17 protein-coding genes and 1 riboswitch are annotated in these 22884 nt (G+C 70.5%); of the genes, 14 read left to right on the top strand and 3 right to left on the bottom strand.

Annotated elements, in window-relative coordinates; genetic code table 11:
* The first annotated feature begins 36 nt into the window (after nt 1-36).
* From EJC51_RS21165 to EJC51_RS21145, 5 genes are all read left to right on the top strand, one after another.
* Complete coding sequence (locus EJC51_RS21165; protein ID WP_126272532.1) at nt 37-2274, top strand: N-6 DNA methylase; 2238 nt, start codon at nt 37-39, stop codon at nt 2272-2274.
* Nucleotides 2275-2561: 287 nt separating this feature from the next.
* Entirely contained in the window at nt 2562-3218 is a 657-nt protein-coding gene (locus EJC51_RS21160) for a hypothetical protein (RefSeq protein ID WP_126272531.1), read from the top strand.
* A 38-nt stretch (nt 3219-3256) separates the two neighbouring features.
* Nucleotides 3257-4750, top strand: a complete 1494-nt coding sequence (locus tag EJC51_RS21155) for a serine/threonine-protein kinase (RefSeq protein ID WP_279631439.1) — start codon at nt 3257-3259, stop codon at nt 4748-4750.
* A 167-nt stretch (nt 4751-4917) separates the two neighbouring features.
* Nucleotides 4918-5562, top strand: coding sequence for a SurA N-terminal domain-containing protein (locus tag EJC51_RS21150; RefSeq protein ID WP_126272529.1), 645 nt, complete (start codon nt 4918-4920; stop codon nt 5560-5562).
* Between the two features lie 94 nt (nt 5563-5656).
* Nucleotides 5657-6643, top strand: a complete 987-nt coding sequence (locus EJC51_RS21145; protein WP_126272528.1) for a nucleoside triphosphate pyrophosphohydrolase — start codon at nt 5657-5659, stop codon at nt 6641-6643.
* A 6-nt stretch (nt 6644-6649) separates the two neighbouring features.
* Here EJC51_RS21145 and EJC51_RS21140 read toward each other — a convergent pair whose 3' ends face one another.
* A complete protein-coding gene (locus EJC51_RS21140; RefSeq protein WP_126272527.1) occupies nt 6650-7888 on the bottom strand; it encodes a cytochrome P450 family protein in 1239 nt (412 codons plus the stop codon).
* A gap of 206 nt (nt 7889-8094) precedes the next feature.
* On the opposite strand from EJC51_RS21140, the gene EJC51_RS21135 reads away from it, so the two are divergent.
* The 9 genes from EJC51_RS21135 to EJC51_RS21095 all read left to right on the top strand — a co-directional run bounded on the left by EJC51_RS21135 (nt 8095) and on the right by EJC51_RS21095 (nt 19180).
* Nucleotides 8095-10050: a recombinase family protein gene (locus tag EJC51_RS21135; RefSeq protein WP_126272526.1), complete on the top strand. Its 1956-nt coding sequence runs from the start codon at nt 8095-8097 to the stop codon at nt 10048-10050.
* A 125-nt stretch (nt 10051-10175) separates the two neighbouring features.
* Entirely contained in the window at nt 10176-11168 is a 993-nt protein-coding gene (locus EJC51_RS21130) for a LysM peptidoglycan-binding domain-containing protein (RefSeq protein WP_126272525.1), read from the top strand.
* Nucleotides 11169-11362: 194 nt separating this feature from the next.
* Nucleotides 11363-11530, top strand: a riboswitch (cyclic di-AMP (ydaO/yuaA leader).
* A 3-nt stretch (nt 11531-11533) separates the two neighbouring features.
* The gene (locus EJC51_RS21125) at nt 11534-12223 is read left to right on the top strand and encodes a LysM peptidoglycan-binding domain-containing protein (RefSeq protein WP_126272524.1); all 690 of its coding nucleotides are present in this window, start codon (nt 11534-11536) and stop codon (nt 12221-12223) included.
* Between the two features lie 305 nt (nt 12224-12528).
* Nucleotides 12529-13815 (top strand): phosphopyruvate hydratase, encoded by a 1287-nt coding sequence (eno, locus tag EJC51_RS21120; RefSeq protein ID WP_059196146.1) that lies wholly within the window; start codon nt 12529-12531, stop codon nt 13813-13815.
* 98 nt (nt 13816-13913) lie between these two features.
* A complete protein-coding gene (locus tag EJC51_RS21115; RefSeq protein WP_097265064.1) occupies nt 13914-14390 on the top strand; it encodes an FtsB family cell division protein in 477 nt (158 codons plus the stop codon).
* A 26-nt stretch (nt 14391-14416) separates the two neighbouring features.
* Nucleotides 14417-14947 (top strand): DUF501 domain-containing protein, encoded by a 531-nt coding sequence (locus EJC51_RS21110; RefSeq protein ID WP_059196148.1) that lies wholly within the window; start codon nt 14417-14419, stop codon nt 14945-14947.
* Nucleotides 14944-15888 (top strand): Ppx/GppA phosphatase family protein, encoded by a 945-nt coding sequence (locus EJC51_RS21105; protein WP_126272523.1) that lies wholly within the window; start codon nt 14944-14946, stop codon nt 15886-15888. Before EJC51_RS21110 ends, EJC51_RS21105 begins: the two co-directional genes overlap by 4 nt.
* A gap of 455 nt (nt 15889-16343) precedes the next feature.
* Complete coding sequence (locus EJC51_RS21100; RefSeq protein WP_126272522.1) at nt 16344-17735, top strand: NAD(P)/FAD-dependent oxidoreductase; 1392 nt, start codon at nt 16344-16346, stop codon at nt 17733-17735.
* Nucleotides 17736-17887: 152 nt separating this feature from the next.
* Nucleotides 17888-19180: an SAM-dependent methyltransferase gene (locus EJC51_RS21095; RefSeq protein ID WP_126272521.1), complete on the top strand. Its 1293-nt coding sequence runs from the start codon at nt 17888-17890 to the stop codon at nt 19178-19180.
* A 63-nt stretch (nt 19181-19243) separates the two neighbouring features.
* Here the strand turns inward: EJC51_RS21095 and EJC51_RS21090 are convergent, their stop codons facing one another.
* Both EJC51_RS21090 and EJC51_RS21085 read right to left on the bottom strand, forming a co-directional pair.
* A complete protein-coding gene (locus tag EJC51_RS21090) occupies nt 19244-21772 on the bottom strand; it encodes an ABC transporter permease (RefSeq protein WP_126272520.1) in 2529 nt (842 codons plus the stop codon).
* Nucleotides 21772-22542: an ABC transporter ATP-binding protein gene (locus EJC51_RS21085; protein WP_126272519.1), complete on the bottom strand. Its 771-nt coding sequence runs from the start codon at nt 22540-22542 to the stop codon at nt 21772-21774. Before EJC51_RS21085 ends, EJC51_RS21090 begins: the two co-directional genes overlap by 1 nt.
* Between the last annotated feature and the right edge of the window lie 342 nt (nt 22543-22884).

Here is a 22884-nt window from a genome sequence, read left to right as displayed (position 1 = left end):
AGGGACATGCGTGCAGGGACGACGAGGGAGCGGCCGGTGCAGGACAACGCCACAGAGGTGACCGCCGCCGGGATCGCCCGGCTCGCCGGGGTCGGCCGCGCCGCCGTGAGCAACTGGCGCCGCCGCCACGCCGACTTCCCCAAGCCGGTCGGCGGCACCGAGACCAGCCCGTCCTTCGCCCTCGCCGAGGTCGAGGCCTGGTTGCGCAAGCAGGGGAAACTCGCCGAGGTCCCCTTGCGGGAACGCGTCTGGCAGCAACTCGTCGGCCACCCCGAGGGCCCGGTCGCCGCGCTCACCCACGCCGGGTGCGTGCTGCTGCTCATCCACGACCGGCCCACCGTCTGGCTGGAGGTGAGCGCCGGCTCCGACGAGCGGCTCGCGGCGATGCTCCCCGGCGCGCTGGAGGAGGTGCTGACGCCGCGCTTCGGCCCGGTGTCGGCTGTGAACTCACGGCGCGCTGTGAACTCGCGGCGCCCCGGCATCACACCGCCCGCTGTGAACTCGCCACACCCCGGCACCACACCGCGCCCTGTGAACACCGCTCACGCGGGCGCCGACGGTGTGAACACCCCGGCAGGCGGCACCCCAGGCGTCCACGCCGGTCGCGTGAACACCTCCGCCGCCGACCCCGCTGTGAACACCCACCCCGCCATTCACCTCCCCACCGGCCCCGACCTCCTCCCCTCCACCCCCCTCCTGCGCGGCACCGCCGAACTCGCCGCCGAGCTCGGCGCCCGCCAGACCTTCGAGTTCCTGCTCGGCCGGCACCTCGACGCCAACCCCCGCCAGTACACGCTCACCCCCGCCGACCTCGCCGGTCTCATGGCCGACCTGGCCGGCCCCGCCCGCACCGTCCTCGACCCCGCCTGCGGCACCGGCGCCCTCCTGCGCGCCGTCGACGCCCGCCCCGACCAGGAGCTCTACGCCCAGGACAGCGCCCCCGAACTCGCCGCCCTCACCGCGCTCCGGCTCGCCCTGAACACCCGGGCCGTCGTCCGCGGCGCCACCGGCGACACCCTGCGCGCCGACGCCTACCCCCAGCTGCACGCCGACGCCGTCCTGTGCCACCCGCCCTTCAACGAGCGCAACTGGGGGCACGACGAACTCGCCTACGACCCCCGCTGGGAGTACGGCTTCCCGGCCCGCACCGAGTCCGAGCTGGCCTGGGTCCAGCACGCGCTCGCCCGCCTCAAGGACGGTGGCACCGCCGTCCTCCTCATGCCGCCCGCCGCCGCCTCCCGCCGCTCCGGCCGCCGTATCCGCGCCGACCTGCTGCGGCGCGGCGCGCTGCGAGCCGTCGTCGCCCTGCCGGTCGGCGCGGCGCCGCCGTACAACATCCCGCTCCACCTGTGGGTGCTGCGCCGGCCCGAGAAGGCGCCGGCACAGCCCGAGGTACTGCTCGCCGACACCGGGCAGTTCGCCGCCGACGGACGCGGCGGGCCCGACTGGCGGGACGTCGGGGAGGCCGTGCTCGACGCCTGGCGCGCCTTCGACCGCGCGGGCACCCTCGACGAACGGCCCGGCCTCGCCCGCTCCCTCCCGGTGATCGACCTCCTCGACGACGACGTGGACCTCGCCCCGGCCCGCCACCTCCCGCCGCCGACCGCGGCCGAGGGCACCGGCGCACTCACCGCCGTACGCGAGAACCTCGGCGCGACCCTGCGCCTGACCGCCGACCTCACCCCGCCGCCCGCCGAGGCCGCACACCCCGTACCGCGCTGGCCGCTCACCACCATCGGCGAACTCGCGCGCGGGGGCGCCCTGGTGCTGCGCACCGGCGGAAACGGCGGCCACGCGCGCGTGCCCGTCCTCACCGACCACGACGTCCTCGCCGGAACAGCGCCCTCCGGCTCGCTCCCGGAGAGCGACGAGGAGGCCGTGCTGGTGGAGCCCGGCGACGTCGTCGTGCCGGTGCTCGGCGGCGGTTCGATGGCGCGCGTGATCGACGACGCGACGGGGGGCGCCGCCCTGGGGCGCAACCTCGTGCTTCTGCGCCCCGAGCGCACGGCGCTCGACCCGTGGTTCCTCGCCGGCTTCCTGCGCGGCACCGCCAACAACCGTCAGGCCAGCAGCTACGCCTCCACCGCCACCCGCCTCGACGTGCGCCGCCTCCAACTGCCCCGGCTCCCGCTCGACGAACAACGGCGCTACGGCGCGCGCTTCCGCGCACTCGACGAGTTCGAGCGGGCGCTCAGGCGCGCGGGCCGGCTCGGAGAGCAGCTCGTGCGCGGGATGTACGACGGCCTCACGGACGGCACGGTCGCCCCCGACTGACGGTCCGGGGCCCCCGACTGACCGTCCGGGGCCCCCGACTGACCCTCCGGCGCGTCCGACTGACCTTCCGGCGCGTCCCCGTGCCGCACACCCCGCGCGGAAGCCACCACTCCGCCGACCTGCGCGGGCGCGAGAAGTGATCAGTGCGACAACGGTTCGGTACAACCCGGGACCGCTTGTCCGTGTCGGCCTATACGCTCGCCTGTACGCGCGAAGCGACAATCACAGGAACGGGGTTGCCGGGCGACGGCCGCCCTCGTACGCCCACCGAGGCACCAGGAGCTGTCATGCATGGCCACGGCTACCCGCAGCCGGTGAAGCAGCCGCCCCACCCGGCATGGCTGGTCGTCCTGCGTGTGCTGTTCGTGGTGCTCGGGATCTTCACCATCGGCCTGTTCTCCTGGGCGATGCTGCTGCGCCTGGCGCTCGTGACCCGCAGGGCGCTCGACTGGGGCCTGTTCGTCGCCTCGCTCGTCGCGGTCACCCTCGGGCTCGTGCTGATCGGCGTCGAACCGGGCGACGAGATCCACACCGCCGGCGGCTGGACCGGCATGGCCCTGCTGTTCGGCACGCTGGTGGCGTCGATCGCGTACTACCTCTCCGCGGACGTACGCCACTTCCACCAGCTCCGCTACAGCGCCTACGCCCCGCAGCCCGCCCCGGCATCGGCGCCCGCGTACGGCTACCCGCAGCCGCACCCCCAGCCGCCCCTCCCGCAGTCGCCGTACACCGCGACGACCGTGCCCCAGGCGCCGTCCCCGATCCCGCAGCCGCATCTCCAGAACCCCATGCCGCAACCCCCCGCGCCCCACACGCCCCCACCCGCGCCCCAGCGCCCCGCGCCCGCCCGCATCGACCAGGTGCGCGCCGAGCTCGACGAGCTCAGTGACTACCTGCGCCGGCAGGACGGGCAGCCCGGCGGCCACCACGAGGGCGGCAGGTGACCGTGGCGACAGGACGTGTCGTCGCAGGCCGCTATGAACTGTCCACGCTCATCGGGCAGGGCGGCATGGGACAGGTCTGGACGGCGTACGACCGACGGCTCGACCGGCGCGTGGCGGTGAAGCTGCTGCGCCCCGACAAGGTCGCCGGGCAGGAGGCGGACGAGCTGCGCCGCCGGTTCGTGCGCGAGTGCCGGGTGACCGCGCAGGTCGATCATCCCGGGCTCGTCACCGTGCACGACGCGGGCAGCGAGGGCGAGGAGCTGTTCCTCGTCATGCAGTACGTCGACGGCGCGGACCTCTCCGACCACCTCGCCGAACACGACCCGTACCCCTGGCAGTGGGCCGTCGCCGTCGCCGCGCAACTGTGCGCCGTGCTGAGCGCCGTGCACGCCGTGCCGATCGTCCACCGCGACCTCAAGCCGCGCAACGTGATGGTGAAGCAGGACGGCACCGTCACCGTCCTCGACCTCGGCGTCGCCTCCGTCATGGACGCCGACACCACCCGCCTCACCCACACCGGCACCCCCATCGGCTCGCCCGCCTACATGGCGCCCGAGCAGGCCATGGGCGGCGCCGTCGGCCCGTACACCGACCTCTACGCACTCGGCGTACTGCTCCACGAACTGCTCAGCGGCGACGTCCCGTTCTCCGGCTCGACGGCGCTCGGCGTCCTGCACCGCCACCTCTACGAGCCCCCGCTGCCCGTGCGCCGCCTGCGTCCCGAGGTGCCGGAGACGCTCGAGGCGCTCGTCCTGCGCCTGCTCGCCAAGGACCCGCAGCACCGCCCCGCCAGCGCGCAGGAGGTCTACGAGCACCTGGCGGTGCTCCTGCCCGCGCGCGGCATGCCCACGGGGGCGCCCCTCGACCCCACGCGCCCCTTCCTGCGCCCGCACGCCCCCTGGCCGGACCGTGCGCGCACGCCCGCGCCCCAGCCGGCGCCCGCCATGCCGCTCACGCCCCCCGCCGAGAAACCCGACGTCGCGCGCGCCGTCGACGAGGTCAAGCGCCTCCTCGGCGAGGGCCGCATCACCCAGGCCGTCGACATCCTCGGCGCGATCCTGCCCGCAGCGGCGGAACAGCACGGCGAGCACTCACCGGTGGTCCGCACCCTGCGCAAGCAGTACGCCGCCACGCTCATGGACGACGGCCAGTACCGGCGCGCACTGCCCGAACTGCGCCGCCTCGCCGACGAACGCGCCGCCGAGGCCGGCCAGGCCGACCCCCAGTCCCTCCGCTTCCGCCACGACGCCGCCCAGTGCCTCGAACAACTCGGCGAACCGGCGGCCGCGCTGGCCGAGTACCGCGCGCTGCTCCCGTTCTACGAGAACCAGTACGTGGCGGGCGACCCCGAGATGGCCCACGACATCCGCCGCCGCATCGGCCACCTCCTCCTCGCCCTCGGCGACCGCCCCGCCGCCCACGACACGCTGGCCCGCCTCGCCCACGACGTGGAGCACCTCCACGGGCCCGGCCACCCCCTCGTGACGGAGATACGCCGGACGCTGGAGTGGCTGGGACAGGTACGCGGCTAGGTCCGGCAAGAGCCGCGTCCGCAACCCGGCGTCACCCCTGAGGCGTGCCGGTGCCCCAAGTCCCGGTGAATCGTTGGTCGAATGGGTTGGCCAGAGCTTGCCCACTGCCTACCATCGATCACCGCAAGACTTTGTGCACCGTCGCACAAGCTCCCCGGGAGGCTTCCTTGCACCGCCGTCGTCGCACCGCGCTCCTCCTCTCCGCCGCGATCGCCGCGGCGCCCCTTCTCACCGCCTGCGGCAGCGACGCGCACCCCGGCGCGGCAGCCGTCGTCGGCGGCCAGCGGATCACCGTCGCGCAACTGGAGACCAGGGTGAACGAGGTCCGCGACGCCCAGCGCGCCGCGGTGACGGACGACGCGCAGTACGCGCAGGCCATCGCCAAGACCGGCACCCTCACCCGCGACACCCTGCACGGCATGGTCCTCGACCGCGTCCTGCACCGGGCCGCCGAGGACGCCGGCATCACCGTCACCCGCAAGGAGATCCAGACCATGCGGGCCGGCCTGGAACAGCAGGCCGGCGGCGCCAAGGGCCTGGAGACGGCCTGGCTCCAGCAGTACGGCATCGCCCCCGAGCGCCTCGACGACAACCTCCGCCTCCAGCTGGAGGCCCAGAAACTCGCCGCCGCCCTCGGCACCGACACCAGCCAGCCGGCCTTCTGGGCGGCCCTGTCCAAGGCCTCCAAGGAACTCGACGTCGACCTCAACCCCCGCTACGGCACCTGGGACGTCGAGAAGAGCAGCCGCGTCGACGCCAAGACCCCGTGGGTACGCGAGGTCACCGCGTCGGGGACCCGGCAGACCGCCTGACCCGGCACACACAGCGCGGCGGAACGGTACGGCAGCGCCGATCACCCTGTGGATAACTCGCGGGGTGGTCGGCGCCGTGCGTTAGCTTCGAACCGTGAACACCACCAGCCCCGAAGCCACGCCGGACACCCCCGCCGCCCCCGGCCGCATCGTCCTGCTGACCACCAGCCACCGCGTCGCCCCCGGCCTGCTGTCCTGGCCCGCCTGGCAGGCACTGCACGCCGCCGACCGCGTGCTGTGCGCCGACGGCGCCCACCCGCAGCTGCCGTACCTGCGCGAGGCCGGGATACGGGTGGACGAGGCGTCGCCGACGGCGGAGGACCTGGTCGCCGCCTGCGCGGGCGGTCACACCGTGGTCGTCGTGGCGACCGGCGAGGGCGAGCCCGTCCTCACCGACGGCCTCGCCCGTCTCGCCGGCTCAGGTCGCGTGTCCATGCCCGAGCTGGAACTCCTCCCCGCCTCCTACGACCTCCCGGGCGCCCGCCTCCTCGACCTCGTCCAGGTCATGGACCGCATCCGCGCCGAGTGCCCCTGGTCCTCGCAGCAGACCCACAAGGGCCTGGCCAAGTACGGCATCGAGGAGGCGTACGAACTCGTCGAGGCCATCGAGGAGGGCGACCGCGAAGAACTCCGCGAGGAACTCGGCGACGTCCTCCTCCAGGTCGTCTTCCACGCCCGCATCGCGGAAGAGGACCCCGACGCCCCCTTCTCCATCGACGACGTGGCAGGCGGCATCGTCACCAAGCTCATCCACCGCCACCCCCACGTCTTCGGCGACGAGACGGCCACGACCCCCGAGGAGGTCAAGGCCCACTGGCTGCGCACCAAGGCGATAGAGAAGCAGCGCGAGTCGATCACGGACGGCGTCCCCCTCGGCCAGCCCGGCCTGGCCCTCGCCTCGAAACTGGCGTCGAGAGTCCGGACGGCGGGGCTGGAGGTAGCGCTGCCGACGGGCGAGGGCCTCGGGTACGAACTGCTGACTCTGGCCGTGCGCGCGGAGGCCGCGGGAGTGGACCCGGAGGCGGCGTTGCGCAGCGCCGCGCGGGCTTATCGGGACGCCATCAGAGAGACGGAAGGCTGATGTCCGTCAGTCGGCGGTGAACCGCACCGGAAGCTCCCGGAGCCCGCGCATGATCAGTCCGCCCCGCCAGCGCAGATCCGCGGGTTCGGCGGCCAGTTCGAGGTCCGGCAGACGGCGGAGCAGGGTCGCGAGGGCGGTACGGCCCTCAAGGCGGGCCAGGGGTGCACCGAGGCAGTAGTGAATGCCGTGGCCGTACCCGAGGTGCTGGTTGTCACCGCGAGACAGGTCGAGGACGTCCGGATCGGCGAACCGTTCCGGATCACGGTCTGCGGCGGCGAGTACGACCAGCACCGGGTCGCCGACGGCGATGGACTGCCCGCCGATGGTCAGGGGCTCGGTGGCGTAGCGCCAGGTGGCCAGCTCCACGGGGCCGTCGTAGCGGAGCAGTTCCTCGACTGCGGTGTCGAGCAGTCGGGTCTCGTCGCGCTCGAGGGACTGCTGGAGCCGGGCGCGCTGAGCGGGATGACGCAGGAGCGCGTATGAGCCGTTGCCGATCAGGTTGATCGTGGTCTCGAATCCTGCGAACAAGAGTACGAAACACATGGCGGCGGCTTCGTTCTCGGTCAGGTGCTCACCATGGTCGGAGGCGCGGATGAGGTCCGAGATCAGGTCGTCGCCCAGATCGCCGCGCTTGCGGTGGATGAGGTCGGCGAGATAGCTGCGGATCTTCTTGACGGAGCGGGCGACACCCCCGCGTGGGCCGCCTCCGTGGCGGATCATCATGCCCGCCCAGTCCCGGAAGTCGTCCTGGTCCTCGCGCGGGACGCCGAGCAGATCGCAGATCGCATAGATAGGGAGGGGGAAGGCGAAGTCGTGGATGAGGTCGGCCTGGCCCCGGGGCGCGAACCGGTCGATGAGGACGTCGGTCAACTCCTTTACCCGGGGCTCGAATTCGGCCACGCGTCGTGGGGTGAACGCCTTGGAGACGAGGCGGCGCAGCCGGGTGTGGTCCGGGGGGTCGATGTTGAGCAGATGCGTCATGAGGTTGGCGCTGCGCTCGCCAGGGATTCCGGTCCGGCTCTTGCCCTGGGCGTCCTCGGCGTGATGGTCGGGGTTCTTCGAGAGGCGCTGGTCCGCGAGGGCTTGGCGCGCATCGGCATAGCGGGTCACCAGCCACGCCTCGACGCCGCTGGGGAGTTTTGTCCAGTGGACAGGGGAATGTTCGCGCAGCCAGGCGTAGGCCGGGTATGGATCGGAAGCGAACTCCCAGGTGAAGAGTTCGGGGCCGGTGTTCGAGACGTTCACATGGTGACCGTATCCGCAGCCGGGTGGCGGGGGCGGGGCCACCGGAGCGACGAGGCGAACATACGCATGTTTCGTTGGATAAGCGACTAGCCGGATTTCGGGTTCTACAGGTTCTGAGTCATGTCGAGAGCTAACTTTTCGGCAAATGCAAGGGGCCCCAGAGCTGGCTAGAGCTCCGGGGCCTTGCCAGCCGTGAAGGGGCTGACATGTTCAACGCTATCGCGATGCCCATGTCCGGGGGCGGGAACGGGCCGGGGTCGGTGGGTTCCGTTCGAGCAGCTCTGATGCTGCGGGTTTCCACCCAAGAGCAGGCACGGGGATACGGACTGGATGTCCAGGAGCGCGCGGGCCGCGCGTACGTCGCCAACAGGCCTGGATGGAGCCTCGCTCCCGATCTGATCTTCAGGGACGAGGGGGTGTCGGGGGCGACTGTCGATCGCCCTGGCATGCGGCGGCTCGAAGAAGCCGCTCGGCAAGGCCTCATCGACGTCATCGTGGTGGACAGGTTCGATCGCATCGGCCGTACGGGCCGAGCCTTCTGGGCCTGGATCTGGGCCATGGAAGACCTGGGCGTCAGCTTCGCCTCGGTCACCCAGGACATCGACACCACCACGGAGTTCGGTCGGAGGCAGCTGCAATTCCATGCCTCAAGCGCCGAGGCCGAGTGGAACCTCATCCGCGAGCGGACGCAGGGAGGCCGTCAGTGCAGAGCTCTCGAAGGCGGCTGGGTCGGCGGTCCACCACCGTGGGGGTACACCATCGAGCAGTCGGGCCGACGGGGTTCCACGCTGATCGTGAACGATCGCGAGGCGGACGTCGTCCGCGCAGCGGTGACTTTGATCGTGGAGGGGAAGAAGAACGTCTCTCAGGCCGCTTCGGAGCTCAACGAACGCGGGATGTTCACCCGGAGTGGGCGGCCTTGGACGGCTTCCAACCTTCATCGCCGCCTCAGGAGTTCTGCTCTTCTCCAGGGAGAGGTCGTCTTCCGCAACCCTGCCGGCAGTGGGAAGAACGGCACGAGACTCGACGAGGAGGGCGCTCCTCTGCACGGAGACAGTGTGACCATCCCTGTCCCTCGCATCCTCTCCACGGAGAGAGCGGAAGCCCTCGTCGCGGCGATGCGGGAGACAGGGCATGCCTCCCATGCGGCTTCTGGGGACTACCCGTTGTCCGGCCGGATTCTCGGTGCCTGCGGGTACCGGTACGTCGGGGCCTACCGCAAGTCCGACGACACCCGTTACTACCGGTGCGGAGGCGGCAACAACGGCAAGGGAAAGACCACGAACTGCTCCGACCCTTATCTGGCCGCTGACGAGGTGGAAGCAGTCGTGTGGAGGGAGGTGGTGACGCTTCTGAGGGGCCTGGACGGATGCGGTTCGCTGCCGGAGCCCGGTCGCAGGGCTCGTCCCGAGGACACCGACAAGCAGCGTGAACGCGTGGCCCGGTTCGAGGAACTGCTCCATGAGAAGAAAGAAGCCGCGGCTCGGGCGGCAACCGCACTGGCTGCTGTCCCTGGTCTCCATCAGACGGTGAAGGACACCGTCGTGCGCCAACTCGCCGAAGACGTGCGGAGCATGAGCGATCTCCTGACTCAGGCGAGGGAGGTGCTGGCGGAACAGAGTCAAGCGGAGCCGGATCTCAGCATGGTGATGGGCAGGACCCTGCAGAACCCGACGCGCTCCGAGATGGGAGGTGTGGTCAGTTTTCTGAACATCACGGTGAAGCCCCTTGCCCGGGTGAGAAAACGGTCGGGCGTCAAATGCAAAGTGACGGAGTGGCATGTGAGGACCGGGACGCCCGTCCCCGCCGAAGTGCCGGAGCAGGCCTGGCCCGCTGTCGAGGAGTTGATGGTGGCCTACTTCGGACGTCGCCGGTTCGCGCGCGGCACGCCGGACGTCCGGACTCAGGTCAACGGGATTCTGCATCGCCTCCGCACCGGCTGCCTGTGGGACGAACTCCCCGCCCGCTACGGTCCGTGGGCCCCTGCCAAAGACCGGCAGAACTCCTGGTTCAAGAAGGGCTTCTGGCCCGTCCTCATGAATCACTTGAATTCCCGGGGTGTCAGCTCACCGGTCAGGCGCGAGCCCCTCGTCCCACCTCTCCACGTCACAGCGGGAGTTACGCCGAAACCAGCCGAACGCGACTCCCCCTCACCCCTGTGATCTTCACGTGATCTGCGCGGCATTAACTTGTGACAAGTGATCGTCTGCCGATACGTTCACCAACCAGCGTGGCGCCCAGCCTCACCCGCCACGCCGGTCACCGCTGTCTCGCGAAAGGTCCCCGCATGCTCTCCGGGAACGGTCGTCACCGTCGCCCCCGCCAGGCTCCGGCACTTCTCGTCGCGGCCGGAGTGACCGGCTCCGCCATCGCGATCCCGCTGCTCGCCGCCACCGGCGCGAGCGCGGCCGACGGCGGCACCTGGGACAAGGTCGCCAAGTGCGAGACGGACGGCTCCTGGAGCCAGAACAACGGTGACGGTTCCTACGGCGGGCTCAGCCTCTCGCAGGAGAACTGGGAGAAGTACGGCGGCCTCGACTACGCCCCGAGCGCCGACCTGGCCAGCCGCAACCAGCAGATATCCGTCGCCGAGAAGGTCCTCGCCGACCAGGGTGTCGGCGTCTGGGGCGCCTGCGGGCTGCTGAACGGGCTCAGCAAGGACTCGGGCTCGGCCGATGTCGACACGGGCGTCGGGACCGGTTCGTCCTCGGCGTCCGGATCCGGCGCGGAGTCCGATACGTCCGGATCGGGATCGGAATCATCCGGGTTGCCCAACTCCGCGGAGTCCGGCTCGTCGGACGATGCTTCCGGTGACGCCTCCACCGACGCCTCTCCCTCGCCCTCCACCTCCACCGGCGCGGACAAGTCCGCCAAGTCGGATACGCCCGACTCCGGCTCGACCGCCTCACAGTCGCCCGACAGCTCGCCCACAGTCCCGGCGAATGAGGCCGAATCGGACAACTCATGGCAAGTGGGCGGCTCTTCGAACCTCGTCGACATCGGCGCCCTCGGCGGCGACAACAAGAGCGACAACAAGAGCGACAACAAGAGCGACGCCAAGAGTGATCCCGCGGGCGAGACCGGCACCGGCCGGCACCGTGGCCCGAGCGCCGACGAGAAGGCGTACACCGTCCGCGAGGGCGACACGCTCGCCTCCATCGCCGACTCCCTTGGCCTCGACGGCGGATGGCGCCACCTCTACGCCGCGAACGAGCAGGTCATCGGTCCCGACCCGAGCGCCATCATGCCCGGTCAGACCCTCGTAGTCGGGGCTGAATAGGGCGAAAAGCGACGGGAGTTCGCGTCACGCTTCGCGCTGAATGTCCGGTTTGGCGAAAGTGTGGGATGAGTCTCAGAAGCCCTGATCGTCTTTGAAATCCCCCGGGTTCCGTGTCTACGGTCAACACCGCTCGTCACCACGAGCCCCGGCTGCCGCAACGCCGAATCCTGCCAGCGGCCGTACGGGAACAGTCGTCGCGTCAAGCGCCGTAGGCAGGAGCGGGGGACCCAAGGTAAGCGCCGGGCCCAGCAGTTCACGCTGGACCGGCTTGGGGTGAAGCCGCGCACCGCAGGGTGCGCGACCGGGCAACTCAACCGGCCCGAACCCGACAGCTCACCTCGCAGGCGTCGGTGAGGGGATCCACCATGCTGTTTTCCGGCAAGGGCAAGCACCGTCGTCCGTCCAAGGCCACCCGCGCCGCCGCGCTCGCCGGCGTCACCGGTGTCGCCATCGCCGCCCCGCTGATGGCGGCCGGCAACGCCTCCGCCGCCACCGCCTCCGAGTGGGACGCCGTCGCCCAGTGCGAGTCGGGCGGCAACTGGTCCATCAACACCGGCAACGGCTACTACGGCGGCCTTCAGTTCTCGGCCTCGACCTGGGCCGCGTACGGCGGCACCGCCTACGCCCCGCAGGCCAACCAGGCCAGCAAGGCGCAGCAGATCGCCGTCGCCGAGAAGGTGCTCGCCTCCCAGGGCAAGGGCGCCTGGCCGACCTGCGGTGTGGGCCTGTCCGGCGCCGCCTACAACGGTGGCGGCTCGTCGTCCTCCGGTTCCTCCAGCTCGTCGAGCGACAGCGGCACCAGCACCCGCTCCTCCGAGCAGTCGGCCTCCCGCTCCTCGGAGCGCACGGCCGCGAAGAAGACCGTCACCACCCCGACCGGCAAGAAGGTCAAGAAGGGCGACGGCGAGTACAAGGTCGTCAAGGGTGACACCCTCAGCTCGATCGCGGAGAAGCACAAGGTCAAGGGCGGCTACCAGACGCTGTTCAAGCTGAACAAGGACATCATCGAGGACGCGAACCTCATCTACCCGGGTCAGCAGCTGCACCTCAAGTGAGTCCTGCCTGAACCGCGGCGCCCTCACATCCGTGGTCCTCTCATACTGAGGGCCTCGTGAGGGTCCCCCCGTCCCCACGGGCTCCCCGCTCCGGTGCGTGTTCCCCCGTACGCACCGGAGCGGGGTTTTTTGCGCCGCGTTTTGTACGTGGTTTCTTGAACCGTCTTTGTTCCGTTCGGAAACAATTTACGATCGGTTCTGTCCACGGGGCGGTCCACGCGGTGGCCGATCGCCCGGAGCCGGTTAGGCTCGTCTCGCAGAGTCGCTGCGGCAGTGCCGTAGCCGCGTCACATCCCAAGAAGGAGATGCTCGTGCCGTCCATCGACGTCGTCGTAGCCCGGGAAATCCTGGACTCCCGAGGCAACCCCACGGTCGAGGTCGAGGTCGGCCTCGACGACGGCAGCACGGGTCGTGCCGCCGTCCCCTCCGGCGCCTCCACGGGCGCCTTCGAGGCCATCGAGCTCCGCGACGGTGACCCGAACCGCTACCTCGGCAAGGGCGTCGAGAAGGCCGTCCTCGCCGTCATCGAGCAGATCGGCCCGGAGCTGGTCGGCTACGACGCCACCGAGCAGCGGCTGATCGACCAGGCGATGTTCGACCTGGACGCCACCGACAACAAGGGCTCCCTCGGCGCCAACGCCATCCTCGGCGTCTCCCTCGCCGTCGCCCACGCCGCCTCCGAGGCCAGCGACCTCCCGCTCTTCCGCTACCTGGGCGGCCCGAACGCGCACCTGCTGCCCGTTCCGATGATGAACATCCTGAACGGCGGCTCGCACGCCGACTCCAACGTGGACATCCAGGAGTTCATGATCGCCCCGATCGGCGCGGAGTCCTTCTCCGAGGCGCTGCGCTGGGGCACCGAGGTCTACCACACCCTCAAGAAGGTCCTGAAGAGCAAGGGCCTGTCGACCGGCCTCGGCGACGAGGGCGGCTTCGCGCCGAACCTCGAGTCCAACCGCGCCGCCCTGGACCTCATCCTGGAGGCGATCAAGGAGGCCGGTTACATCCCCGGCGAGCAGGTCGCCCTCGCCCTCGACGTCGCCGCCTCCGAGTTCTACAAGGACGGCAAGTACCAGTTCGAGGGCAAGGAGCGCTCCGCCGCCGAGATGACGGAGTACTACGAGGAGCTCGTCGCGGCCTACCCGCTCGTCTCCATCGAGGACCCGCTGTTCGAGGACGACTGGGCCGGCTGGAAGGTCATCACCGACAAGCTCGGCGACAAGGTCCAGCTCGTCGGCGACGACCTGTTCGTCACCAACCCGGAGCGTCTCGCCCGCGGCATCGAGGAGGGCACCGCCAACGCCCTCCTGGTCAAGGTGAACCAGATCGGCTCGCTCACCGAGACCCTGGACGCCGTCGAGCTCGCCCAGCGCAGCGGCTTCAAGTGCATGATGTCCCACCGCTCCGGCGAGACCGAGGACGTCACCATCGCCGACCTCGCCGTCGCCACCAACTGCGGCCAGATCAAGACCGGCGCCCCGGCCCGCTCCGAGCGCGTCGCCAAGTACAACCAGCTGCTGCGCATCGAGGAGATCCTCGACGACGCCGCGGTGTACGCCGGCCGCTCGGCCTTCCCGCGCTTCAAGGGCTGACACCCTTAAAGCCCTCAAGGACAGCGTCGTACGTACGTCCCCGTACTCGGTCCCGTACCGTGTGCGGGGACGTACGCGCGTGTGAACGGGAGTGAGAGATGGCCGTCAAGGACCGGGACCGTTTCTCCACCGCGACCCGGATCCGGCTGCTCGGCGAGCAGACCGCGGCCCGGGTCTACCGCTCCCAGACCAAGCGGCAGGCCCGCCGCTCGCGGCTCACCGGCCGCGCGGCGCTGCTCGCGCTGGTGCTGTGCTCGCTGATCGTCGCGCTCGCGTACCCGATAAGGCAGTACGTCTCCCAGCGCGCCGACATCGCCGATCTCCAGCGGGAGCAGGACCAGGCACGGCAGCGCGTCGAGCAGCTGCGCGACCTCAAGGCGCGGTGGCAGGACGACGCGTACGCCGAGCAGCAGATCCGGCAGCGGCTGCACTATGTGATGCCGGGGGAGACGGGGTTCGTCGTCGTCGACCCGGGCGCGGCCCAGCAGTCGCGCGCCGACCTGGGGGCGGCGGACCGCCCCTGGTACTCGAACGTCTGGGACGGGGTCGACAAGTCCGACGCCTCCGACCAGTAGACCGACAGAGGAAATCAGTAACAGGCATGCAAACGCCCCCGCCCACCACCCCGCGCACCGAGCCGACCGACGCCGACGTCGAGGCCTTCAAGCAGCAGCTCGGGCGTCCGCCGCGCGGGCTGCGCGCCATCGCGCACCGGTGCCCCTGCGGGCAGCCGGACGTGGTGGAGACGGCCCCCCGGCTGCCCGACGGCACGCCCTTCCCGACGCTGTACTACCTGACGTGCCCGAAGGCGAACTCCGCGATCGGGACGCTGGAGGCGAACGGCGTGATGAAGGAGATGACCGAGCGCCTGCAAACCGATCCGGAGCTGGCCGCCGCGTACCGCGCCGCGCACGAGGACTACATCCGGCGGCGTGACGAGATCGAGGAGCTCAAGGGCTTCCCGAGCGCGGGCGGCATGCCGGACCGGGTGAAGTGCCTGCACGTGCTGGTCGGCCACTCCCTGGCCGCCGGGCCGGGTGTGAACCCGCTGGGCGACGAGGCGATCGCGATGCTGCCGGAGTGGTGGCGCAAGGGCGCGTGCGTGACGCTGCCGAAGGAGGACGAGCAGTGACCCGTGTCGCCGCCATCGACTGCGGTACCAACTCCATCCGTCTCCTGGTCGCCGACTGCGACCCGGCCACCGGTGAACTCGTCGACCTGGACCGCCGGATGACGATCGTGCGGCTCGGGCAGGGCGTCGACCGGACCGGGCGGCTGGCGCCCGAGGCGCTGGAGCGGACCTTCGCGGCGTGCCGCGAGTACGCGGCCGTCATCAAGGAGATGGGCGCGGAGCGGCTGCGGTTCGTCGCCACGTCCGCCTCGCGGGACGCCGAGAACCGGGACGACTTCGTGCGCGGGGTGCTGGACATCCTCGGTGTGGAGCCGGAGGTGATCAGCGGCGACCAGGAGGCGGAGTTCTCCTTCACCGGCGCCACGGGGGAGCTCAAGGGCCGTGCCGACCTCGCCCCGCCCTATCTCGTCGTGGACATCGGCGGAGGTTCGACCGAGTTCGTGGTCGGCGCGGAGCAGGTGCGGGCCGCGCGGTCCGTGGACGTCGGCTGTGTGCGGATGACCGAGCGGCATCTCGTCCGGGACGGTGTCGTCTCCGACCCGCCCTCGCCGGCGCAGATCGCCGCCATGCGGGCGGACATCGAGGCCGCCCTGGACCTCGCCGAGGAGACCGTGCCGCTGCGCGAGGCGCGCACGCTGGTGGGGCTCGCCGGGTCCGTCACGACCGTCTCGGCGATCGCGCAGGAGCTGCCCGAGTACGACTCGGAGCGCATCCACCACTCCCGTGTCTCCCGTGAGAAGGTCAGGGAGATCACCGAGTGGCTGCTGCTGCACTCCACGCACGCCGAGCGCGCGACCGTGCCCTCCATGCACCCGGGGCGCGTGGACGTCATCGCGGCGGGTGCCCTCGTACTGCTGTCGATCATGGAGCGGATCGGGGCCGAGGAGGTCGTCGTGAGCGAGCACGACATCCTCGACGGCATCGCGTTCTCGGTGGCGTAGCCCTCCTTTGTTACCGATCGGTAGCCATCTGCTGAGCAGGTCGGATAACGTATGAGCGCCTCCAGGGGGCCCGGAGACGACCCCCGGGGGTGCGCCTCCGAGAAACTTCGTGAAGTTCTTCACAAGGAATTCCGCCCTGCGGAACCACGAAAAGCGGCCGACTGACCCTTCCGGGGCCCCGAAAGGCCATTGAACGTGTTCAGAAGTGTGATACAGGGGGTCGGCCGGGACCCTCCGTCGAGGGCTCGCGAGGGGTCGTCGCGGACCGCTCACAGGGGTCGCGGAGGCCAAGAGAGGCAGCTCACGCGGCATTGACAACGGTCCGCCATACCGGCTGGTTCCGGATCCGCACCATGACCTGGATCACGTGAGTCGCGGAGGATAACACACCCCCTGTCGGAGCTTGTGAAGGGGCGCACGAGCGACCCCCCTGGGGCGGGTGGATACTCGATGGCATGAGCACCACGGAGCGTCCCAGGATCCTCGTAGTAGGCGGTGGGTACGTAGGCCTGTACGCAGCTCGGCGCATCCTCAAGAAGATGCGCTACGGCGAGGCGACCGTCACGGTCGTCGACCCCCGGTCGTACATGACCTACCAGCCCTTCCTCCCCGAAACCGCCGCCGGCAGCATCTCCCCGCGCCACGTCGTCGTCCCGCTGCGACGCGTGCTGCCCAAGGCGGAGGTTCTCACCGGCCGGGTCACCACCATCGACCAGGACCGCAAGGTCGCCACGATCGCCCCGCTGGTCGGCGAGGCGTACGAGCTGCCCTTCGACTACCTGGTGATCGCGCTCGGCGCGGTCTCCCGCACCTTCCCGATCCCCGGCCTCGCCGAGCAGGGCATCGGCATGAAGGGCGTCGAGGAGGCCATCGGCCTGCGCAACCACGTCCTGGAGCAGCTGGACAAGGCCGACTCCACCACCGACGAGGAGATCCGCCGCAAGGCGCTCACCTTCGTCTTCGTCGGCGGCGGGTTCGCCGGCGCGGAGACCATCGGTGAGGTCGAGGACATGGCCCGCGACGCGGCCAAGTACTACAAGACGGTCTCCCGCGAGGACATGCGGTTCATCCTCGTCGACGCCGCCGACAAGATCCTTCCCGAGGTCGGCCCGAAGCTGGGCACCTACGGCAAGGAGCACCTGGAGAGCCGCGGCGTGGAGATCTACCTCTCCACCTCGATGGACTCCTGCGTCGACGGCCACGTCGTGCTGAAGAACGGCCTCGAGGTCGACTCCAACACGATCGTCTGGACCGCCGGCGTCAAGCCGAACCCGGTCCTCTCCCGCTACGGCCTCCCGCTGGGCCCGCGCGGTCACGTCGACACCCAGCCCACCCTCCAGGTGCAGGGCACCGACTACATCTGGGCCGCCGGCGACAACGCCCAGGTCCCGGACGTCGCCGCCCGCAAGGCCGGGGTGGAGAACGCCTGGTGCCCGCCGAACGCCCAGCACGCGCTGCGTCAGGCCAAGGTCCTCGGCGACAACGTGGTCTCCGGCATGCGGGGCTTCCCGCAGAAGGAGTACGCGCACTCCAACAAGGGCGCGGTGGCCGGTCTCGGCCTCCACAAGGGCGTGGCGATGATCGTCATGGGCAAGATGAAGATCAAGCTCAAGGGCCGTCTCGCCTGGTACATGCACCGTGGCTACCACGGTCTGGCGATGCCGACGTGGAACCGCAAGATCCGCGTCTTCGCCGACTGGACGCTCGCGATGTTCCTCAAGCGTGAGGTCGTCGCCCTCGGTGCCCTGGAGACTCCGCGCGAGGAGTTCTACGAGGCCGCCAAGCCCGCGCCGGCGCCCGCCGCCGCGCAGCCGGAGAAGACGCAGGAGAAGGCCAAGGCCTCCTGACCGACTCCGGTCGCCGCGCGACGAACGAACCGAAGGGCCTCCCGCCATCCGTGGTGCGGGAGGCCCTTCGGCGTGTCCCGGGATTGCGTCACCCCTTGTCACTGTTTACGTAGGTGGACAATTCCGGGATCCTCGTCACGGAGGTGTGCGCCATGGCCGACGCCGCGTCGCGGCTGAAGAACCTCTTCGAACTACTGCTGGGAGCCCCGCTCCCGCTCCGCGTGCGGGCGTGGGACGGCTCGCAGGCGGGACCGCCGGGCGCCCCGGCACTGGTGCTGCGCAACCGCCGGGCGGTGCGCCGGCTGCTGTACAAGCCCGGCGAACTCGGTCTCGCCCGCGCCTGGGTCGCGGGGGACCTCGACATCGACGGCGACCTCTACACCGCCCTCGACCTGATCTCCGGCCTGGTCTGGGAGCGCGGCGAGGGCACCAGGAGCCGTGCCGCGCTGCTCCGCGACCCCGAGGTGCGCGCCGCGCTGCGCGGCCTCGTCCGGCTCTCCGGGCTGCCGCTGCCGCCCGCCCCGCCGCCCGAGGAGGTCCGCCGGCGCCGCGGCCACCTCCACACCAAGCGCACCGACAGACGCGCCGTCAGCCACCACTACGACGTCGGCAACGACTTCTACGAGATCGTCCTCGGCCCGTCCATGGTCTACTCGTGCGCCTACTGGGAGACCCCCGGCGGCACGCTCGAAAGCGCCCAGCGCGACAAGCTCGAACTCGTCTGCCGCAAGCTCGCCCTGACCCCCGGTCAGCGGCTGCTCGACGTCGGCTGCGGCTGGGGCTCGATGGCGATCCACGCCGCCCGCGAGCACGGCGTGCGGGTCGTCGGCATCACCCTCTCCCAGGAGCAGGCCGCCTACGCCCGCAAGCGCGTCGCCGGCGAGGGCCTGACCGACCGGATCGAGATCCGCGTCCAGGACTACCGGGACGTCGGCGACGGCCCCTACGACGCGGTCTCCTCCATCGGCATGGCCGAACACGTCGGCTCCGAACGCTACTTGGAGTACGCCGAGGACCTGTACGCCCTCCTCAGGCCCGGCGGGCGGCTCCTCAACCACCAGATCGCCCGCCGCCCCCAGCGCGACGAATCGGCGTACCACGTCGACGAGTTCATCGACGCCTACGTCTTCCCCGACGGCGAACTCGCCCCCCTCGGCACCACCGTCACCCAGCTGGAACGCGCCGGGTTCGAGGTGCGTGACGTCGAGTCGATCCGCGAGCACTACGGCCTCACCCTGCGCCGCTGGGTGGCCCGTCTGGAGACCGACTGGGCCCGCGCCATCCGGCTCGCCGGACCCGGCCGGGCCCGGGTCTGGCGGCTCTACATGGCCGCCAGCGCGCTCGCCTTCGAACGCAACAGCATCGGCGTCAACCAGGTCCTCGCCGTCCGCGCCCTCGACTCCGGGGACTCCCGGATGCCGCTGCGGGCACGCGCCTGGAACTGAACGCACGGACGGGGCCCGCCACTTGCCGGTGGCGGGCCCCAACTGCCGTACGAACGCCGCTCGCTACTCGGCCTTGATGGCCGACAGCATGTTCAGCCTCGCCGCGCGCCGGGCCGGCCACAGGGCCGCCAGCACACCGACGACCGCCGCGCCCAGCAGGAAGAGCGCCATCCGCCCCCAGGGCAGGACGAGTTCGTACGTCGCCATCTTCGTGCCCAGCAGCTCCCCGGCCGCCCAGCCGAAGAACACGCCCAGGCCGATGCCGAGGACACCGCCGAACAGGGAGATCACCAGGGACTCCAGGCGCACCATCCGCTTGACGCCCTTGCGGTCCAGGCCGATCGCGCGGAGCATGCCGATCTCCTGCGAGCGTTCGAAGACCGACATGGCCAGGGTGTTGATGACCCCGAGGACCGCGACGAGCACCGCCATGGCGAGCAGGCCGTAGACCATGTTCAGGATCAGCGTGAACATCTGCGCGATGTCGTCGGACAGGTCCTGCTTGCTCTGCACCTTGACGGCCGGGTTGGTGCCGAGGGCCTTCTCCAGCCGGTCCTTGGTGGCGTCGGAGGCACCGTCGGCCGTCTTCACCAGGATCTGCATGTCGGCCGGGTCGGTCAGATGCGGGGTGAGGGTCCTGTTGTCGACCATGATGCCCCGGATCAGCTCGTTGCCCTCGTAGACCGCCGAGACCGTGAGCCGCTGCGCCTTGCCGTCCTCGTAGTGCGCGGTGAACGTCGAACCGGCCGTCCAGTCACGGGACTTGGCGGTGTCGCTGTCGACGACCACCTGGCCGCCGCCCACCTTGAAGGAGCCGCTGTCGACCTTCAGGTCGGTCAGCTTGCCGATCGCCGAGCCGTTCACGCCGGTCAGGTACTCGGTCTCGCCGTCGATGCGCGAGGGGGCGTTGCGCAGCGGGCTGGTGGTGGTGACACCGTCGGTGGCGTTCAGCTTCCGGTCGACGTCCGGGGACAGCTCGTTGCCGTTCGCCATCGACACGATGTAGTCCGCGCGGATCGCCGCCGACGCCATCTTGTCGATGGACTTCTGGAGGCTGCCCGCCATCACCGTCATCCCGGTGATCAGGGTCAGCCCGATCATCAGCGCGGATGCGGTGGCAGCCGTACGACGGGGATTGCGGACCGAGTTCTGCCGGGCGAGCTTGCCCGCCGTACCGAACACGCGCAGCACCGGGGCGGCGGCCGCGATGAGCGGGCGGGACAGCAGCGGGGTCAGGATGAACACGCCGAGGATGAGCAGGACCGCGCCGATGCCCATGGGGGCCTGGCCGTCGGAGCCGTTCATCGTCGTCGCCGCGAGGACGACCGCGACACCGGCGCCCGCGAACAGCGCGCCGAGGGTGTTGCGCAGCACCAGCGACTTCGTGGTGGCCTGCGCGTGCACGCTGCTCATCGCCGCGACCGGCGGAATCTTCGCGGCCCGGCGGCCCGGCAGCCACGCCGCCAGCATGGTGATGAGGATGCCGACCGCGAGGGCGGTGGCGACCGTGCCGCCGGAGACGACCAGCGGCCCGTCCGGGACGGTCGCGTCCAGCGCGCCCATCAGCGACCGCATCCCGGCGCCGATGCCGATGCCCGCGACCAGGCCGGTCACCCCGGCGGCCGTGCCGACGACGAACGCCTCGACGAGCACCGAGCGAGTGATCTGACGCCGGGAGGCGCCGACGGCCCGCAGCAGCGCCAGCTCCTTGGTGCGCTGGGCGACCAGCATGGTGAAGGTGTTGGCGATGATGAAGGTGCCGACGAACAGCGCGATGCCCGCGAAGACCAGCAGCATCTGCCGGAAGCTGCCCATCTGCGAGGAGATCATCTCGGCCTGGTTGTCGGCGAGTTCCTTGCCGGTCGTCGTCTCGACGAGCTTCGTCGGCAGGGACTTGTCGAGCGCGGCCTTGAGCGCCGTCTGGGAGGTGCCCGGGGCGGCCTTCACGTCGATCTCGTCGTACGTGCCCGTCTTGCCGAACAGCTTCTGCGCGGTCGCCGTGTCGAACAGGGCGAGGCTGCCGCCGGCCGCGACATTGCCGTCGTCGGTGGTGAAGATGCCGGAGACGGTGGGGGTGAGGACCGGGCCGTCGATCGACATACGGACCGTGTCGCCGACCTCGTACCCGGCGCGCCGCGCGGTCTCCGAGTCGATGGCGACCTGGCCGGCACCGCGCGGGGCGGCGCCCTCGACGAGCGGGTACCGGGGGTCCTTGGCGCCCCAGTAGTTCCCGCCCTTCGTCTGGAAGCCGCCGCCGACGAGCTTGCCGTCCTTGTCGGCGAGGGCGGTGAAGCCGCTGACGACGCCGATCGCGGAGGCGGCGCCCGGGGTCCTCGCGCTCTCGTCCAGCAGCGCCTGGGTGAGTTCGGGGGTCTTGCCGACCTTGTCGCCCTTGCTCTCCTGGTAGTCGGGCTGTACCGCCACGTCGACCTGGTCGAAGCCCTTGGCGGAGCTGTTCTGGTACGCGTCCGAGATGGTGTTGGTGAAGACCAGCGTCCCCGACACGAAGGCCACGCCGAGCATCACGGCGAGGACGGTCATGAGGAGCCGGGCCTTGTGCGCGAGAACGTTGCGCAGGGCGGTGCGGAACATCAGGAGGTACGGCCCTTCGCGTCGAACTGCTTCATGAAATCAAGCACGTTGTCCGCCGTCGGCCGGTACATCTCGTCGACGATCCGCCCGTCGGCGAGGAAGACGACACGGTCCGCGTACGCGGCGGCGACCGGGTCATGGGTCACCATCACCACGGTCTGCCCCAACTCCCGTACGGAGTTGCGGAGAAAGCCCAGCACCTCGGCGCCGGAGCGGGAGTCGAGGTTTCCGGTCGGCTCGTCGCCGAAGATGATGTCGGGGCGGGAGGCCAGGGCGCGGGCGACGGCGACGCGCTGCTGCTGGCCGCCGGAGAGCTGGGAGGGCCGGTGCGAGAGCCGGTCCTTGAGGCCGACCATCTGGATGACGGATTCCAGCCACTGCTGGTCCGGCTTCCGCCCCGCGATGTCCATCGGCAGGGTGATGTTCTCCAGCGCGGTCAGCGTCGGCAGCAGGTTGAACGCCTGGAAGATGAAGCCGATCTTGTCCCGGCGGAGCTTGGTGAGCTGCTTGTCCTTCAGCGAGCCCAGTTCGGTGTCGCCGATGCGCACGGAGCCGGAGGAGAACGTGTCGAGCCCCGCCACGCAGTGCATCAGCGTGGACTTCCCGGACCCGGACGGGCCCATGATCGCGGTGAACTCGGCCCGCCGGAACTCGACGGAGACCCGGTCGAGCGCGACCACCTGGGTCTCGCCCTGTCCGTAGATCTTCGACAGATCCGTGGCGCGTGCGGCCACGGAGGTGGTCCGGTCGGCGATGGGAGTGGTGGTCACGGGTGGGTGCTCCTTGACGGACGACGGCGGCGGTCCTGCGTTCTTGTGTTGCTGCGGCCGTTTCGGGCCGTGAACCATCGTCGCGTCGCCTCGCGGCCGTGTAGTCACCCGCTGTTCCGGTTCCGGAGGGCGACTCGAGACTGACCGGAGGCGGCCGTGTCATACCTGGGGATGACGGACGCCCCTGAGCCACGGCCGCGTCGAGAACAGGTGGAGCCCCCTGGTTGAGGCGGTGAAATTCCGTCATTCCGCATGCGCCGCCGGGCCTCGCGCGTAAGGCTATTGGCAAGTGCGGATGGCGCGTTCCACGGGCTGATGCACCCTCAGACGTCAATAAAATAA

Source organism: Streptomyces aquilus (genome assembly GCF_003955715.1).
Lineage (GTDB): Bacteria > Actinomycetota > Actinomycetes > Streptomycetales > Streptomycetaceae > Streptomyces > Streptomyces aquilus.
Note: the sequence above shows the minus strand (reverse complement) of the source record. Positions and strands in the feature narration are given on the sequence as shown.